The sequence below is a fragment of the Bradyrhizobium barranii subsp. apii genome (assembly GCF_011516635.5).
GTDB classification, from domain to species: Bacteria; Pseudomonadota; Alphaproteobacteria; order Rhizobiales; family Xanthobacteraceae; genus Bradyrhizobium; species Bradyrhizobium barranii.
Genome location: NZ_CP096255.1, coordinates 7,873,369 through 7,889,243 on the forward strand (window position 1 = coordinate 7,873,369; position 15,875 = coordinate 7,889,243).

At 64.6% G+C, this 15,875-nt stretch carries 12 protein-coding genes; 3 read left to right on the top strand and 9 right to left on the bottom strand.

Annotation, left to right across the window (positions count from 1 at the left end; translation table 11 throughout):
* Positions 1-74: 74 nt before the first annotated feature.
* The 3 genes from HAP41_RS37765 (at position 75) to HAP41_RS37775 (ending at position 2,675) form a co-directional block, all read left to right on the top strand.
* The gene (locus HAP41_RS37765) at positions 75-662 is read left to right on the top strand and encodes a GNAT family N-acetyltransferase (protein ID WP_166082868.1); all 588 of its coding nucleotides are present in this window, start codon (positions 75-77) and stop codon (positions 660-662) included.
* Between the two features lie 135 nt (positions 663-797).
* Positions 798-1,187 carry a RidA family protein gene (locus HAP41_RS37770; protein ID WP_028148114.1) on the top strand — a complete coding sequence of 130 codons (390 nt, stop codon included), beginning with the start codon at positions 798-800 and terminating at the stop codon, positions 1,185-1,187.
* Positions 1,188-1,232: 45 nt separating this feature from the next.
* A complete protein-coding gene (locus tag HAP41_RS37775; RefSeq protein WP_166082845.1) occupies positions 1,233-2,675 on the top strand; it encodes a homospermidine synthase in 1,443 nt (480 codons plus the stop codon).
* 78 nt (positions 2,676-2,753) lie between these two features.
* Here HAP41_RS37775 and HAP41_RS37780 read toward each other — a convergent pair whose 3' ends face one another.
* The 9 genes from HAP41_RS37780 to HAP41_RS37820 form a co-directional block, all read right to left on the bottom strand.
* Positions 2,754-3,494 (bottom strand): acetoacetate decarboxylase, encoded by a 741-nt coding sequence (locus HAP41_RS37780; RefSeq protein ID WP_166082837.1) that lies wholly within the window; start codon positions 3,492-3,494, stop codon positions 2,754-2,756.
* 94 nt (positions 3,495-3,588) lie between these two features.
* Entirely contained in the window at positions 3,589-3,921 is a 333-nt protein-coding gene (locus tag HAP41_RS37785; protein ID WP_063986723.1) for a hypothetical protein, read from the bottom strand.
* A gap of 101 nt (positions 3,922-4,022) precedes the next feature.
* Complete coding sequence (locus HAP41_RS37790) at positions 4,023-4,739, bottom strand: MgtC/SapB family protein (RefSeq protein WP_166082822.1); 717 nt, start codon at positions 4,737-4,739, stop codon at positions 4,023-4,025.
* A 234-nt stretch (positions 4,740-4,973) separates the two neighbouring features.
* Entirely contained in the window at positions 4,974-7,985 is a 3,012-nt protein-coding gene (locus HAP41_RS37795) for an FG-GAP-like repeat-containing protein (protein WP_166082819.1), read from the bottom strand.
* A gap of 320 nt (positions 7,986-8,305) precedes the next feature.
* Positions 8,306-11,809 (bottom strand): FG-GAP-like repeat-containing protein, encoded by a 3,504-nt coding sequence (locus HAP41_RS37800; RefSeq protein WP_166082815.1) that lies wholly within the window; start codon positions 11,807-11,809, stop codon positions 8,306-8,308.
* A 211-nt stretch (positions 11,810-12,020) separates the two neighbouring features.
* Positions 12,021-13,040 (bottom strand): WD40 repeat domain-containing protein, encoded by a 1,020-nt coding sequence (locus HAP41_RS37805; RefSeq protein ID WP_166082812.1) that lies wholly within the window; start codon positions 13,038-13,040, stop codon positions 12,021-12,023.
* Positions 13,040-14,083, bottom strand: coding sequence for a CobW family GTP-binding protein (locus HAP41_RS37810; protein ID WP_166082804.1), 1,044 nt, complete (start codon positions 14,081-14,083; stop codon positions 13,040-13,042). Before HAP41_RS37810 ends, HAP41_RS37805 begins: the two co-directional genes overlap by 1 nt.
* A gap of 54 nt (positions 14,084-14,137) precedes the next feature.
* On the bottom strand, positions 14,138-15,001 hold the full coding sequence (locus tag HAP41_RS37815; RefSeq protein WP_166082796.1) for a metal ABC transporter substrate-binding protein: 864 nt from the start codon (positions 14,999-15,001) through the stop codon (positions 14,138-14,140).
* A 2-nt stretch (positions 15,002-15,003) separates the two neighbouring features.
* Positions 15,004-15,873: a metal ABC transporter permease gene (locus HAP41_RS37820; RefSeq protein ID WP_063985726.1), complete on the bottom strand. Its 870-nt coding sequence runs from the start codon at positions 15,871-15,873 to the stop codon at positions 15,004-15,006.
* Positions 15,874-15,875 lie beyond the last annotated feature (2 nt).

A 15,875-nucleotide genomic window follows, 5' to 3' on the forward strand; every position in this document is an offset into this window, starting at 1 on the left:
TGACATTGCCATTCTGACGACGTCTTGAGCCGGCGTGCTTCTCGCACGCGGGTTCAAGCGGGGACTGACGCGCCATGACTGCTTTTCGGAAGCCACAAGTCGCCCTCACTTCGAAAGCCGCTCCGTTCGCGATCCGTGCGGAACGTGCTGCCGACGTCGCCGCCCGTGAAGCGCTGCTGGATGCCTGCTTTGGCGAGAACCGCCATGACCGCACCTGCCAGCGCCTGCGCGACGGACGTGCACCTGCCGCAGGCCTTGCCCTGTCGGCTGTGCGCGAGGGGACACTCGTGGGAACCGTGCGGCTGTGGCACGTCAGCGCCGGAGGCAGGCCCGCTTTGGTCCTCGGACCGCTGGCGGTGGACCCTGCCTTCCGCGAGCTCGGGATCGGCGCCGCGCTGATGCAACAAGCGCTGGCCGCCGCCCGGGCACGGGGGCATGCCGCCGTGATCCTGCTCGGCGATGCCCCCTATTACGCCCGCTTCGGCTTCTCGCCCGAGAAGACCGGCGCATTGATGCTGCCCGGCCCGTTCGAGCGCGATCGCCTGCTGGCGATCGAATTCCAGGCCGGTGCGCTGGATGGCGTTGAGGGGATGATCGTCCCGACCGGCGCGGCCCTGCCCAAACGGAGGGTAGTTCGCGCCCTCCAGGCGCACGCGGCCTAAGGGATTGCCATGATGGCAACGACCTAAGCCGCGTTCCGCGGCGATGCTCGCGCGTGCCCGTTCCTTTGGGGTTGCGCGGGCCTGAGAAACGCCCTTTAACCCGCCAAACACCCCCTTCAGTCGAGGCCCACGACCATGTCCCGTCGCCTGATCTCCACCGGCTCTCCCCTCGAGAAGACCGTCGGCTACAGCCGCGCCGTGATCGACGGCGAGTTCGCCTTCGTCGCCGGAACCACCGGCTATGACTACACGACGATGACGATGCCATCAGATGTCACGAGCCAGTCACGCAACTGCTTCAAGACCATCGAAGCCGCCCTGAAGGAGGGCGGATTCGAGATGGCCGATATCGTCCGTGCGACCTACTACGTCACCGACGCCAGCTACATCGATGCCCACTTCGCCGTCTGCGGCGAGGTTCTCGGCGACATAAGGCCGGCTGCGACACTGCTTGTCGTCAGCGCGCTCGCCAAGCCCGAGATGAAGGTCGAGATCGAAGTCACCGCCAAGCGCCGCAGCGCCTGATCCACCCACCCTTTGTCTGCCAGCACGTTCCGGAGAAACCATCCCATGAGCCACCCCTCGCAGATCTACGCGAAGATCACTGGTCCCATCGTCATGGTCGGCTTCGGCTCCATCGGCAAAGGCACGCTGCCGATGATCGAGCGACATCTCGATTACGACAAGTCGCGCGTCACCGTGATCGATCCCAAGGACGAGGGCCGCAAGGCGCATTGCGAGAAGCAGAACGTCCGCTTCATCCAGAAGGCCGTGACCCGGGACAATTATCGCGAGTTGCTGACCCCGCTGCTCACCGAAGGCGGCGGCCAGGGCTTCTGCGTCAATCTCTCGGTCGATACCGGCTCCACCGACATCATGGAGCTCTGCAACGAGCTCGGCGCGCTCTACATCGACACCGTCAACGAGCCCTGGCTCGGCTTCTATTTCGATTCCTCGAAGGGCCCGGAAGCGCGCTCCAACTACGCCCTTCGCGAAGTGACGCTGGCCGCAAAGAAGGCGCGCCCGGCGGGCTCGACGACGGCCGTGTCCTGCTGTGGCGCCAATCCCGGCATGGTCTCCTTTTTCGTCAAGCAGGCGCTGCTCAATGTCGCCGCTGATCTGAAGCTCAATGCCCCCAAGCCGAAGACCAAGGCCGAGTGGGCCGATTTGATGCGGCAGGCCGGCATCAAGGGCATCCACATCGCCGAACGCGACACCCAGCGCTCCAAGTCGCCGAAGGAGCCTGACGTCTTCGTCAACACCTGGTCGGTGGAAGGTTTCCTGTCCGAAGGCGTGCAGCCGTCCGAACTCGGCTGGGGCACCCATGAAAAATGGATGCCCGAGAATGCGCGCACCCACGAAGCCGGCTGCGGCGCGGCCATCTATCTGATGCAGCCCGGCGCCAACACGCGCGTGCGCACCTGGTGCCCGACCCGCGGCGCGCAGTACGGATTCCTGGTCACCCACAACGAGTCGATCTCGATCTCCGATTACTTCACGGTGCGCGACGCATCGGGCACGGCGGTCTACCGGCCGACCTGCCACTACGCCTACCATCCGGCCGACGATGCCGTGCTGTCGCTGCACGAAATGTTCGGCCGCGCCGCGAAGATGCAGGAAAAGCACCACATCCTCGACGAGAACGAGATCGTCGACGGCATCGACGAGCTCGGCGTGCTGCTGTTCGGCCATGACAACAACGCCTATTGGTACGGCTCGCAGCTCTCCATCGAGGAGACCCGCCAACTCGCGCCCTATCAGAACGCCACCGGCCTGCAGGTGACCTCCGCCGTGCTCGGCGGCATGGTGTGGGCGCTGGAAAACCCGAACGAAGGCATCGTCGAAGCCGACGAGATGGATTTCGATCGTCTGCTGGAGATCCAGCTGCCGTATCTCGGCCCGGTGAAGGGTTTCTACACCGACTGGACGCCGCTGACGGATCGTCCGGGACTGTTCCCGGAAGACATCGACACGAGCGATCCCTGGCAGTTCCGGAATGTCCTGGTGCGTTGATCGCGCACCACGCCTGATCGATCATGATGCCCGGCCTCGCGCCGGGCATCTCGTTTCGCGGCCTATCACTTGGCCAAGTTACTTGGCCAAGTAATCGAACGCCACGCTGCCGAGCCCGAGCGTCAGGTCCGCTTTGAAATGCAGCGCGGAGACCACCTCGCGCACCGGCAGGCGGGCGACGTCGCAGAGTGCGTGGGGAAACAGGCCGAGCGCGGCAGGGCCGGTCCAAGCTTCCTTCAGCACGACGTCATCGAGATGAAACCGCACCAGCTCGCAGATCCGCGGGCTGCCGTCGACATGCGGGATGATCTTCAGGATGAAGTTCGGCGACGCCAGCGACTTCAGCACTGTGTCGTGGTCGACCTTGCGGTGCTTGTAACCCATCGTGGCCGAGGCGCAGAGGACCGAGCCGTAATGCAGCGAGCCGACCAGGACGTCGCTCTCGATCTCGATCTTGGGCCTTGCGAGCTTCTTCGGAAAGCCCCACAGCTCGCGGCCGCCGGCGATCGGGGCCTCGTCGTCCAGATACATCGCGTGGGTGTAGCCGCCCTCCTCGCCCTTGAAGCGGACCGGGATCACCTGCCCGGTTTCGGTGTAGTCGCCGAATCCGGTCGAGTCGGGCATGCGGATGAACTCGTATTTCACCACCGGCTCCGCCACCTCGAGCGGCTCGGGCACGATGGCGGCGAGGGCTTCGGGATCGGTCCTGTAGGTGATGATGAAATATTCGCGGTCGAAGAAGCGATATGGCCCCGGCGGGAATGACGGGTTGGTGAGCGGCATCGAATAAGCGGTGCGGCGGACGTCTTCGATCTTCATGGGAGGCCCCATCTGTCGTTGGCGCGACAGATTATGGAACGGGCCGTCTGCCGAGGCGAGATCAAATGCGCGTCACAATACGCCGGCCGCCGGGCTACTTCTCCTTGATCGGGGGCGCGATCTTCTCCGCGGGCGCCGCCGGCAGTGCCGGCTTGGTCGCCGCACCCTGCGTCTGCGGATCGGGGCGCGCGGGCTCGGGGGCCGGCGTGGTCGGCCGGTCGCCACCGGGCTTGGCCTGCGCGGGCGTCTTGTCCTGATCGCTGGACGGCGTGCCCTGGAGCGGTTGCGTCGCCTGCGCCGTCTGCGTCCGGCTTTCGGCCCGGATCTGCGCCAGCGATAGACCTGACACCACGACGCCTGCTGCGAACAGCGAGCAGGCGATCATCAGGTCGCGTTTCAGTCTGCGCTTGTCATTTGGGCCGGGCATGTCGATCACCGCCTTTGTCCGCGGGACCAACGAACTTGCCCGACTGCGGTTCCATGGCGGACGAGGCGGGAACCGTGCCTTCGCGCGCCAAAACGCCACGCTCAGTCGGAGGTGTTGACTTCCCAGGTGGCGTGGCGGACGCCCGGCAGGTGCTGGAGATCGGTCGCCACCGCGTTCAGCTCGTTCGGATCGACTGCGGTCGCAACCAGCTTTGCGACAATCTCGATCAGGTCATCCCCAGTCTCAACCACGTCGATATCGGCCACCGGATATTTCGCGGCTTCCAACTTGTCGACGAGACGGTCGCGCATGTCGGGCAGGGCGTCGGCCGCGACGGCGAGCTTGAAGTAGTAGGTCGCCTCCGAGGTCTTCTCGTTCAGCGGAATGCGGTTGATGGCGTTGACCAGCGGGCGCAGCATGGTGTTGCCGGCGATGACGAACACGGTCAGCGCGGCCGCCTGCGCGACCATGTCGGCGCCGGCACAGGAGCCGACCGCGGCGGAGGCCCACAGCGTCGCCGCGGTGTTGAGCCCGCGCACATCCATGCCCTGCTTCATGATGACGCCGGCGCCGAGGAAGCCGATGCCCGAGACGACATAGGAGATCACGCGGACCGCGCCGTCGGCGCCGGTCAGATGCATGGCGAGATCGACGAAGGCGGCGGCACCGATCGCGACCAGCACGTTGGTGCGCAGGCCCGCGGTGCGCTGGCGGTACTGCCGCTCGGCGCCGATCAGCGTGCCCAGCACGAAGGCCGTAAACAGGCTGACCAGCGTGTCCGCGAAGTCAGCAATCTGGAAGGTCGTCAAAAACCGCATGGTCCCTCGCACGGGTTGGCAAACGATCTATGCGAGAGTGCCGACGAGGTCAATTTGAACGGGCACCGGCTGTGGAAGCCGATGCCCGGTCGTCTTGTTTTCTCCGCCTTAATGAGCGGCCGCGAGCAACGTCTGCTGGGGCGGCGTGTAGTTCAGCACGGTGCCGCCGTTGCCGTCGGAGGCGAGCGCGAAGGACGAGGCCGAGTATTGCGCCAGCAGAGCCCAGGAGTAGCTCTAGCCGCCGTCGGTCGTGACCGTCAGATTGTTCGCGCCGTCGACATCGAGGCTGCTGATCACGGTGTTGCGGAAGTCGATGGTGTCATCGGCGCCGAAATTGGCGATCGAGCCGGCCAGGCCCGCCGGCGTATCCAGCACCAGCGTCGAACCCGCCGAGCCGCCGAAATCGACGTTCTGGAGCAGGCCGCCAGCGTAGACATGCTCGCTGCCGCCATCCAGATGCGCATTCGAGACGTTGCCGCCCGCCCCCACATCCTGCTCGCCACCGCCGCTGACCGTCGTTGCGATCGCAGCGCCTGCGACGAACTGATAGCCGCCATTGATCGTCGCGCCGCCGTCAGTGGCGCCAGCGTCCACGTATTGGAAGCCGCCGGCTGCGATCGTCGTGCCCGTTGTCGCGCCACCGGAGCCGACATATTGCCGCCCACCGGCATTGATGACGGTGCCGGCAGCGTGGCCATTGCCGAGCACCTGCTGATTGCCGTCGAGCACGGTGTCGGTGACGGTACCTTGATAAACATCCTGGTAGCCACCCGCCGCAACCGTCGTTCCGGCGGCGCTACCGCCCTGATAGACGTGCTGGGCGCCGCCGCTCGCGACGAGGACGCCATTCGCCGTGCCGTAGTCGTATTGATTGCCGCCGGCGCCCACCGTCGTGCCCGTCGCCGTCCCGCTCAGATATTGCGTTCCGCCGTCGATCGTCGTGTTGACGTCGCGGCCGCCGGCGGCAACCGACTGTTGTCCGCCTGCCCTGATCGTGGTGTGGGCCGAGGTGCCGTTGGCGTAGACCTGCCCGAAACCGTACAACAGGGTATCTGTCGCACGCCCACCGGCGCGGATGTCCTGATAGCCGCCGGCTTCGATCGTCGCGCCGGTCGTGCCGGTGCCAAAAACATGCTGCTGGCCGCCGTTCTTGACCACCGATCCGGTCGAGATGCCGTAGTCTTCTTCGATTCCGTTGCGCAAGACGGTCGCCCCGACCGAGGTGCCGCGGACGACAAGGCTCGGGTTGAAGGATGAGGAGGCCGCCGCGACGATCGCGTTCTCAAGTGAGGCGCCGCTCGCCAGCGTGTAGCCAAAGGCGAGAGGGATCGATTGCGACACGCCGGTATTGCCGGCGGCGTCGCGCAGACGGGCCGTCACATAGGAAAGTCCGGTTGCCGGAGACAGATTGTCCAGCCGCCAGGTGCCGTCGGCGGCGCTAGTGACTGCGTGATCCGTTGGACCAAACGACAAGGTGAGCGCGGAGGTCGCGTCAGCCAGGTCGAGCGTGCCCCGGACGGTGATCGAAAAGGGCGTTGCATCGGAATTTTCGATGCTCGTGATCGCGAGGACGGGGGCGGTCGCATCGACCGTAAAGGTGAATGCGGGCCCGGGGTTGCTATGGTTGCCCAGGCTATCCGTGGCGGTCGCGGCGTAGCTGTAGGTCGAGCCGTCCTGGAGGCCGGACACGCCGAGGCTCCAGCTGCCGTCGCTGCCAACCGTGGTGACGCCAACGACGGAATTGTCGCCGGCATTCGTGACCGTGACGGTGTCTCCGGCATTGCCGGAGCCGGACAGGGTCGTCATCCCGCCATGGAAGTGCGCCGCGTTGATGTAATTGTTGCCGTCCGCACCCGGCGTCACGTCCGCATCGACGATCGTCAGGGCCGGAGGCGTGCGGCTGATCGTATATTGCGTGGTGGTCGAATTCGGCGCGGTGAGGAAAACATCCTCGCCGGTCGAGGAGTTGCTCGTTGTCCACTCCACCACCACGTCGGCTTTTCCGTCTCCATTGAGGTCACCGACGGTGATTCCGTTGGCGCCCGAAGCGAGCGGCAACGTCACCGCCGGGCCGAACGTGCCGTCACCGCGACTGTAGAAGGTCGAAAGCGTATTGTTGCTGCTAGCGACCACGGCGAGGTCCGTTTTACCGTCGCCATTGAAGTCCGCGGCCGCCAAGTTCCAGATGGGCGCCGGTGTCAGGAAGGTCTGTGGCGACGCGAAGGTGCCGTCGCCGTTGCCGAGCAGGATCGCAATCGAGTTGTTGGTTCCGAGTGCAAGATCAAGCTTGCCGTCGCCGCTGATCGTTCTGGATGAGGTGCCGGCCGTGATCGGGGATTGGAACGTGCCATCCCCGTTGCCAAGCCGCACGGCAACCGGCGAACTTGACGAGTCCTGCACAAGCAGATCGATCTTTCCATCGCCGTTGAAATCTCCGCTCGCGAAGGCGTTGGAGGCATTCGTGGCAATGGGCGATCCGAAAGAACCATCGCCGTTACCGAGCAGCAGCGACGTGCCGATGTTGTTCGACATGATCACGTCGGCCCTGCCGTCGCCGTTGAAGTCGGCAAACGCCCTGATATTGCCGCCAGTGCTGCCACCCGTCGCATACTTCGTCGCCGCCGCGAACGTGCCGTCGCCATTGCCCAGCCTGACGTCCAGGGTCCCGGTGAAGATGTTGCCCATCAGGACGTCCAGCTTGCCGTCGCCGTTGACGTCGCCGAGTCGAATCGACGATTCCAGCTCCGAGGCGCCGGTCAGCGAGGTTTGCGTGAACTGGCCCGTGCCGTCATTGGTCCTGACATCAAGAAAGTATGCGGAAGCGCTGACGGTTCGGATGTACACCATATCCTGCTTGCCATCGCCGTTGGCGTCGCCGACCGCCGCCGTGTTGATGATGCTGAAGCGCGGACCGCTCATCTGCGTTTCGGACTGGAACGGCCCGACATAATAGCCGCTGGAATCGTGCACATTGGTGCCGGTCAGTTGCAGCCCCAGCGAACCGCTGCCCGAGCCGGTGTTGACCGTGACCGTGTAGCTCGCGCCGTTGCTGCCAGCCACCGGCGTGATGTCCGTGATGCCGGCACCATTGATGCTCCCCGTCGTGGCGAGGGTGAACTGATCGACCGTGACGCCGGACACCGGCTTCGAAAAGGTGACGGTGTAGTGCACGACGGACGCGTCGGTCGACGACGGATCGGTGCCTGTGATGCTGACGAGCGTCGGAAGAACGGGGATGAGTGGCATGGGATTCCCTGGCGTGGCGCTTGATGCGAGGATTCGAATTGCACGCCGGCTCCGGACAGGCCGACGCCAAGCGCAACTGATCGCGCGGCAGCAATTCGAAATTGCACGCCGTGCTCTCTACATCTGCGACCCTACAGGGACTGCTTGTCGGTTATGTTACACATTAACGATAAACAACATAACGCAGGGAGCCTGTGCCTCGCAGAAACCGGTCCCTCGCAAGATCGACAGACGATCCATGCGAGAGTTGCGCCGCGGTCAATTTGAACGGGCATCGGCGCTATGGAAGCCAATGCCCGTCCGTCTTGGTTTTGCCTGCCTTAGTGAGCGGCCGCGAGCAAGGTCTGCTGTGGCGGCACATAGCTCAGCATCGTTCCGCCGTTGCCGTCGGCCGCGAGCACGAAGGACGAAGCTGCGTACTGCGCCAGCAGCGCCCAGGAGTAGCTCTGGCCGCCGTCGGTCGTGACCGTCAGATTGTTCGCGCTGTCGACATCGACACTACTGACCACCGTGTTGCGGAAGTCGATGGTGTCGTCAGCGCCGAAATTGGCGATCGCGCCAGACAGGCCCGTCGGCGCGTCGAGCACCAGCGTTGCGCCGTTCGAGCCGCCGAAATCGACGTTCTGGAGCAGGCCCCCGGCGTAGACATGCTCGCTACCGCCGTCGAGATGCGAATTCGCAGCGATGCCGGTTGCGCCGACATCCTGCTCGCCGCCGCCGCTGACGGTGGCGCCGGTCGCCGTGCCCGCCACGAACTGGTAGCCGCCGCTGATCGTGGCACTGCCGTCGGTGGCGCCGGAGTCCACATACTGGAAGCCGCCGGTCTCGATGGTCGTGGCGGTGGTTGCGCCGCCCGAACCGACATATTGCCGCCCGCCGGCATTGATGGTGGTGCCGGTGGCATGGCCGTCCGTGAGCACCTGCTGCTCACCGTCGAGCACGGTGTTGGTGACTGTCCCCTGGGAAACGTCCTGATAGCCGCCCGCCGCAACGGTCGTGCCATCCGCACTGCCGCCCTGATAGACATGCTGGATGCCGCCGCTCTCGACAAGAACCGCGATAGACGTCCCGTAGTCGTACTGAACGCCGCCTGCGCCAACGGTCGCGCTCGTCGTTGACCCGACGATGTACTGCCGGCCACCAGCGATGGTCGCACCGCTGTCGGTGGCGCCGGCGTCGACATACTGGAAGCCGCCGATCGCGATGGTCGTATTGGTGGTCGCGCCACCGGAGCCGACATATTGCCGGCCACCGGCATTGATGACGGTGCCGGCAGCCTGGCCACCGGCAAGCACCTGCTGATTGCCGGCGAGCACGGTGTTGGTGGCCGTCCCCTGGTAGACGTCCTGATAGCCGCCCGCAGCAACGGTGGTGCCGCTGGCACTGCCGCCCTGATAGACGTGTTGGGAGCCGCCGCTCTGGACCATTGCGCCGGTCGCTGTGCCGTAATCGTATTGATTGCCACCCGAGCCGATCGTGGCATTCGCGCTGCTGCCCGTCACATATTGCGTACCGAAGACAGTCGCATCGTGGTCGGCGCCGGCCGTGCTTTGGGTGCCAAGAGCCTCGATGACGGTGCCGTAGGTGCTGCCGTTGACGTAGATGTTCTGGAGTCCGCCCGACTTGATCGTGGTGTGGATCGCCGTGTTGCCGACCGTTTGCGTGCCATAAAGCACCGTGTCCTTGGCGGTCCCCTGGAAGCTCACGAGCTGAGTGGCGCCAGCCTGCACCAGGGTCCCGGTCGCCGTGCCGTATTCGAGCCCTTGGCTCCCACCATTGTATATCGTTGCCCCGGTCGAGGTCCCGCGGACGATTTCGCCCGCGCCAGAGAGAACGATCGCGCCGGTCTCCGCGGCGTTGGAATCCACGGTGAAGAAACTGTCGACAACCACCGCGTTGGCGAGCTGCGTGCTGGAGACAAGCGTATAGTTGCCCCTGATGAGCGTATAGGTCGGCGAGGCGCCGACATTGCCTGCGGCATCCGAGAATCTAGCCACGATCGTCGTCAATCCGTATGCCACGACCTGGCTATTGAACTGCCACGATCCGGTCGCGCTGGAGACGAGCACGTCGGTCGTCCCCTGCAGGGTGACCTTCGGGTTTGACACCGACGAGTCGGCCGACAAATTGATGCCCGTGATCCCGAGCGATGCGGTCGCATCGACCGTGAAGGTGAACGCCGGGCCGACGCTGCTGTTGCCGTGGGAGTCGGTCGCAGCCGCGACATAGCTGTAAGTGGCGCCGTCCTGCAGGCCGGACACGCCGAGGCTCCACGTGCCGTTCTGGCCGACCGTGGCCGTGCCGACGACTGCGTGAGTCATGGCGTCGGTGACCGAGATGGTGTCGCCGGCATTGCCGGTGCCGGCCAACGTCGTCGCCCCACCATGGAAATGCGCCGCGTTGATGTAATTGTTGCCGTCGGCGCCGAGGGTGACGTCCCCGTCGGTGATGGTCAGAGCCGGCGACGTCCGTACGATCGTGTACGCCGGTCCCGTCTCGCTGGATGAACCGGTCAGCAGGATATCGGTGCCCGAACTTTGAGTGAAAGGATTGGTGCCGAATTGATATCCGACCAGAACGTCGGCCTTGCCGTCGCCGTTCAGGTCACCGGCGCCGATCTGCCCGGCGGTCTTGTCGAGCGGCGAGATCCTCACTTGCCCGAACGTGCCGTCGCCGTGACCGAAGAAGGTCGAGAGCGTGTTGTTGGTTCCGACGACCACGAGATCAGCCACGCCATCGCCGTTGATGTCGGCGACCGCGCCGGATCCGATCGTACCCGCCGCCTGAAGAGTCGTCCCGGACGAGGTGAAAGTGCCGTCGCCGTTGCCGAGCAGGATCGAGATTGTGGCGCTGCTGACGGCCGCCATGTCGAGCTTGCCGTCACCGTTGAAGTCGCCGGTGAGGACAGATGTCGCCGTCCCGACCGGGGACGACGGAGCCTGGAACGTGCCGTCACCATTGCCGAAGCTCAGCGCTATTGCCAGATTGGTCGAATTCCTCGTCACGAGGTCGAGCTTGCCGTCTCTATTGAAGTCGCCATAGGCGATGGAGCCGACGCCGAGATTCGTGGTGATGGCAGTCCCAAACGTACCGTTGCCATTTCCTGGCAGGACCGTGCTGCCGACGACGATGTCGAGCACGCCATCGCCGGTCACGTCGATCACTTTAGGTGTTTGATAGACGCCGCTGCCGGCGGAATAGCTCGTGTTGGCCCCGAACGTGCCGTTACCGTTGCCGAGACGAACAGTCACGGTACCGTCGAGGGTGACCTGTGCGATGTCCAGCTTGCCGTCGCCATTCAGATCGGCAAGCGCCAGCAAGGGCAATAGGCCTGGGCTCGAGGTGTTCGAGGCTGAGGAGAAGTGACCGGTGCCGTCGTTCAGCGCCACGCTGACGTAGCTCGGGTTGACGAAAAAGTTTGTCCCCATCACAACGTCCAGCTTCCCGTCTCCGTTGACGTCGCCGATCGCGAAGGACGTCGGGCTGTTTACGGTCAGCTTCGATTCGGATTGGTACGGTCCGACATAGTAACCATTGGTATCGTGGACGTTGCTTCCCGTGAACTGGAGCGCCACCGAGCCGGAGCCGAATCCGGTATTCACCGTGACCGTATAGCTCGAAAGGTTGCTGCCGGCGACCGGTGTCACGTCGGTGATGCCCGCGCCGCCGATGCTGCCACTCGTTGCAAGGCTGAACTGATCAATCGTGACGCCAAGAACAGGCTTCGAGAACGTGACGGTGTAGTGCACCGTTCCGGCGTCGGTCTGGGTCGGATCGGTCGCTGTGATGCTGGTGATGGTCGGAAGATCGGGGATGACGGGCATCTGAATTCCCTGCGGTAGCGCGTGTTGATGCGAGGATTCGAAATGCACACTGGCCCCGGACAAACCGGCGCCAGGCACATTCGATCGCGCGGCAGCAATTCGAAATTGCACGCCGTGCTCTCTACATCTGCGACCCTACAGAGGCTGCTTGTCGGTTATGTTACACGATAACAAAAATAACATAACAGGGAGAGGCTGTGGATAGTCGGCCTCATAGCTCCAGTAGACCGCCGTCCCCATTTTCGTCGGCAAAGGCCAGCAGCGTGCCCTTGGCGTTCCAGGCAATCGCGGCGACCGGAGGCGTGCCATTGCGGCGAACGAGGATCTCGGCGCCGTCCTCGAGCCGCACCATCAGCACGGTGCCATCGCTGTAGCCGGCGGCGAGGATGTCGTTCTTCGGATGGCAGGCGACCACGGACACGCGCGCCTGCAGCGGCGCGAGCATCGCGGGCTCCTTGCCCATCGGGCCGTCCTTGCTGCCGAACGGCCAGATGATGACTGTGTCGGCACCCGAAGTCGCCAATCCTTTGCCGCCCGCGCTCCATGACATCGAGCGGACGCGGCCGGGATAGCCGGTCATGCGCATGTGCCTGTTGTCGGCAAGCCGCCAGCCGTGCAGCGCCGCCTCGTGCATCGTGGTGACCAGGAACTTGTTGTCCGGGCTGAAGGTGACGCCGAGATGCGAGCCGGCCCAGGGCAGGAATTCGGCCGATCCTTCCATGTTCGGAAACCACAGCGTCGCGCCGTTGTAATGGGCGATCGCGAGCCGCAGGCCCTTTGGCGCGAAGGCGAGGCCGCCGACGGTCGAGGGCACCTCGAGCGACTTCTCCTCGGACTTGCCGCTCTTGACGGTGGCCGTCTTGCCGGCCGACCAGGCATAGGCACCGTCGGGATGCAGCGCCACCGCGTCGATCCAGCGCCGCTTGGGGTCGGTGGCGAGCAGCGTCACCTCACCCTTGGCGTCGAGCGACACGACCTTGCCGTCGTCGCCGCCCATGATGAGGCGCTTGCCGTCGGAGGCGGTCGACAGAATGCCGCCGCCATGCACGGCGACCGTCGTGATCTCGCCCTTGGCGTCGACGAACGCGACATTCTCCTCGCCACCGACGAAGGCGGCGCGGGGCCCAAGGAAATACACCGAGTTCACGCCCATGCCGAGCGTAACAGGCTTGACGCGATCGGTGACGGAGACGATCGAGGCGGAATCGGGGGCCGGCGTAAACTCTTTCATCACGAGACGATGCAGCTCTCAAAACCCTCGCGAATGGCCTTTTCCGGCAATTCGCGACCGATGAAGACGAGGCGGCTCTCGCGCGGCTCGCCGTCCTTCCACTTCCGCTGGTGGTTGCCCTCCAGCATCATGTGGACGCCCTGGAAGACATAGCGGTCATCATCGTCGTGGAAGGCGAGGATGCCCTTGGAGCGCAGGATCTTGCCGCCCTCCACCTGCACCAGGTTCTGGAGCCAGGGCATGAACACGTTCGGATCGAGCGGCTTGTCGGTCTTGAGCGACAGCGACTGCATGTCCTCGTCGTGATAGTGCTTCAGGCCGTGGCCGTGATCATGGTGGTGATGGTCGTGGCCATGGTGGTGATGATCATGGTCGTGGTCATGATCATTGGCCTCCAGGAAATCCGGCTCGATGTCGAGGATGCGGTCGAGGTCGAAGGCGCCGCGGTCGAGCACGTCCGCCAGGGCGACCGAGCAGCGCTCGGTGCGATGCAGCTTGGCATAGGGGTTGATGGCGCGGATGCGAGCCTCGACCTCGGCAAGCTCCGGCTTGGTGACGAGATCGGTCTTGTTCAGCACGATGACGTCGGCGAACGCGATCTGGTTCTTGGCCTCGGGCGCGTCCTTGAGCCGGTCCGACAGCCATTTGGCGTCGGCGACCGTGACGACCGCGTCGAGCCGCGCGTTCTTCTGCACGTCTTCGTCGACGAAGAAGGTCTGGGCCACGGGCGCGGGATCGGCAAGGCCGGTAGTCTCGACGATGATGGCGTCGAACTTGCCCTTGCGCTTCATCAGGCCGTCCATGATGCGCACGAGGTCGCCGCGCACGGTGCAGCAGATGCAGCCGTTGTTCATCTCGAACACTTCCTCATCGGCGCCGATGATGAGGTCATTGTCGATGCCGATCTCGCCGAATTCATTGACGATGACGGCGTATTTCTTGCCGTGGTTTTCCGACAGGATGCGGTTCAGCAGCGTGGTCTTGCCGGCGCCGAGATAGCCGGTCAGCACGGTCACGGGAATTTTTTGGGACGCTTCAGACATGACAACTCCGGGTCGGGCTTTTCCGCGCGACGCGAGGCGGGGTGGCCCCCTGCCCTAGTGGTCAAGCGCGCTGGTCAGGGCCTTTATATTGTGCCTGACCATATCAATGTAAGTGGGTGCAAGCCCCTTTTCGCCGGTCAAACCGTCCGAAATCAGGGTCCCGCCGACCTTGGCCCCGGTCTCGGCCGCGATCCGCCGGATCAGGCGGTCATCGCTGATGTTTTCCAGGAACACGGCCGGGATCTTTTGGGCCTTGATCTGGCCGATGATGGCGGCGATGTCCCGCGCGCTGGGCTCGGTCTCCGTGGAGACCCCCAAGGGGGCCACGAACTGGACACCGTATTCGGCGGCGAAATAGCCGAAGGCGTCGTGGGTGGAGATCACCTTGCGCCGCTCCGGCGGGATTTTCGCCACGGCCTCCCGCACCTCGCGGTCGAGCGCTTCGAGCTTGTCCAGATAGGCCTTTGCCCGGGCGCGGAAGAACTCGGCGTCGTCAGGGTCGGTCGCGGCCAACGCATTGGCGATGTCGCTCACATAGATCCTGGCGTTGGGGACGGACTGCCAGGCATGCGGATCCGCGGCCGAGCCGAGCTTCAGCGGTACGATGCCGGCACTCACGGTGACCACCTGCGCCTTGCTTCCTGCGGACTGCACCAGACGGGGCAGCCAGCCTTCGAGGCCGAGCCCGTTGACGATGACGAGCTTTGCATCCGCAATCCGCTTCGCGTCGCTTGGCGCGGGCGTGTAGACGTGGACGTCGCTGTCGGGGCCGACCAGCGTCGTGACGTCGACCCGATCGCCGCCAACGTTCCGGACGAAATCGCCGAGGATCGAGAAGCTCGCGACGACGTTGAGCCGCTCGGCCGCATGCAGCGGCGAGGCGATCAGCAGGAGCACACAAAGCAGGAGACGCCGCATCGTCACGCTTCCAGATGCCGGCCGGGAAACATCTGCCGGACGATACCACCGACGCGGCCGAACAGGACCGAGACGATGTAAAGCACCGTCGCCACCAGAATGATCGCAGGACCCGACGGCACGCGGGTCTGAAACGATAGCACGAGGCCCGCATAGCCTGAGACGGCGGCAGCGACGACGGCGATGCAGATCATGACCGTGAGATCGCGCGACCAGAACCGGGCAATCCCGGCCGGCAAGATCATCAGGCCCACCGCCAGCAAGGTGCCGAGCGCCTGAAAGCCGTTGACGAGATTGATCACGACGAGCGCGAGGAAGGCGAGATGCGCGGGGCCGCCGGCACGGCTGACGGTGCGCAGGAACAGGGGATCGACGCTCTCGATCACCAGCGGGCGATAGATCACCGCGAGCACCAGCAGCGTCACCGTGGCGTTGAAGGCCACCACCAGCAGGGTCTGGTCGTCCATCGCGAGGATGTTGCCGAACAGCACGTGTAGGAGGTCGATATTGGTGCCCTTGATCGAGACGATGGTCACACCCAGCGCCAGCGAGGCCAGATAGAAGGTCGCAAGCGAGGCGTCCTCCTTCAGCCCGGTCGAACGCGCGACCACGCCGGCGAGGATCGCAACCGCAAAGCCTGCAACCAGGCCGCCGGCCGTCATCGCGAACAAATTGAGGCCGGAGAGCAGGAAGCCGACGGCCGCGCCAGGCAGGATCGCATGTGCCATGGCATCGCCGACGAGGCTCATCCGCCGCAGCATCAGGAACACGCCGATCGGTGCGCCCGCCAGCGACAGCGCGATCACGGCGGCAAGCGCGCGCCGCATGAACTCGAATTCGGTGAACGGGCCGATCAGCGCGTCATAGATCATCT

What these genes read in the sequence shown, in the direction of transcription:
- HAP41_RS37765 (WP_166082868.1), top strand. Translation starts at nt 75, where the DNA reads ATGACTGCTTTTCGGAAGCCACAAGTCGCCCTCACTTCGAAAGCCGCT.
- HAP41_RS37770 (WP_028148114.1), top strand. Translation starts at nt 798, where the DNA reads ATGTCCCGTCGCCTGATCTCCACCGGCTCTCCCCTCGAGAAGACCGTC.
- HAP41_RS37775 (WP_166082845.1), top strand. Translation starts at nt 1,233, where the DNA reads ATGAGCCACCCCTCGCAGATCTACGCGAAGATCACTGGTCCCATCGTC.
- HAP41_RS37780 (WP_166082837.1), bottom strand. Translation starts at nt 3,494, where the DNA reads ATGAAGATCGAAGACGTCCGCCGCACCGCTTATTCGATGCCGCTCACC.
- HAP41_RS37785 (WP_063986723.1), bottom strand. Translation starts at nt 3,921, where the DNA reads ATGCCCGGCCCAAATGACAAGCGCAGACTGAAACGCGACCTGATGATC.
- HAP41_RS37790 (WP_166082822.1), bottom strand. Translation starts at nt 4,739, where the DNA reads ATGCGGTTTTTGACGACCTTCCAGATTGCTGACTTCGCGGACACGCTG.
- HAP41_RS37795 (WP_166082819.1), bottom strand. Translation starts at nt 7,985, where the DNA reads ATGCCACTCATCCCCGTTCTTCCGACGCTCGTCAGCATCACAGGCACC.
- HAP41_RS37800 (WP_166082815.1), bottom strand. Translation starts at nt 11,809, where the DNA reads ATGCCCGTCATCCCCGATCTTCCGACCATCACCAGCATCACAGCGACC.
- HAP41_RS37805 (WP_166082812.1), bottom strand. Translation starts at nt 13,040, where the DNA reads ATGAAAGAGTTTACGCCGGCCCCCGATTCCGCCTCGATCGTCTCCGTC.
- HAP41_RS37810 (WP_166082804.1), bottom strand. Translation starts at nt 14,083, where the DNA reads ATGTCTGAAGCGTCCCAAAAAATTCCCGTGACCGTGCTGACCGGCTAT.
- HAP41_RS37815 (WP_166082796.1), bottom strand. Translation starts at nt 15,001, where the DNA reads ATGCGGCGTCTCCTGCTTTGTGTGCTCCTGCTGATCGCCTCGCCGCTG.
- HAP41_RS37820 (WP_063985726.1), bottom strand. Translation starts at nt 15,873, where the DNA reads ATGATCTATGACGCGCTGATCGGCCCGTTCACCGAATTCGAGTTCATG.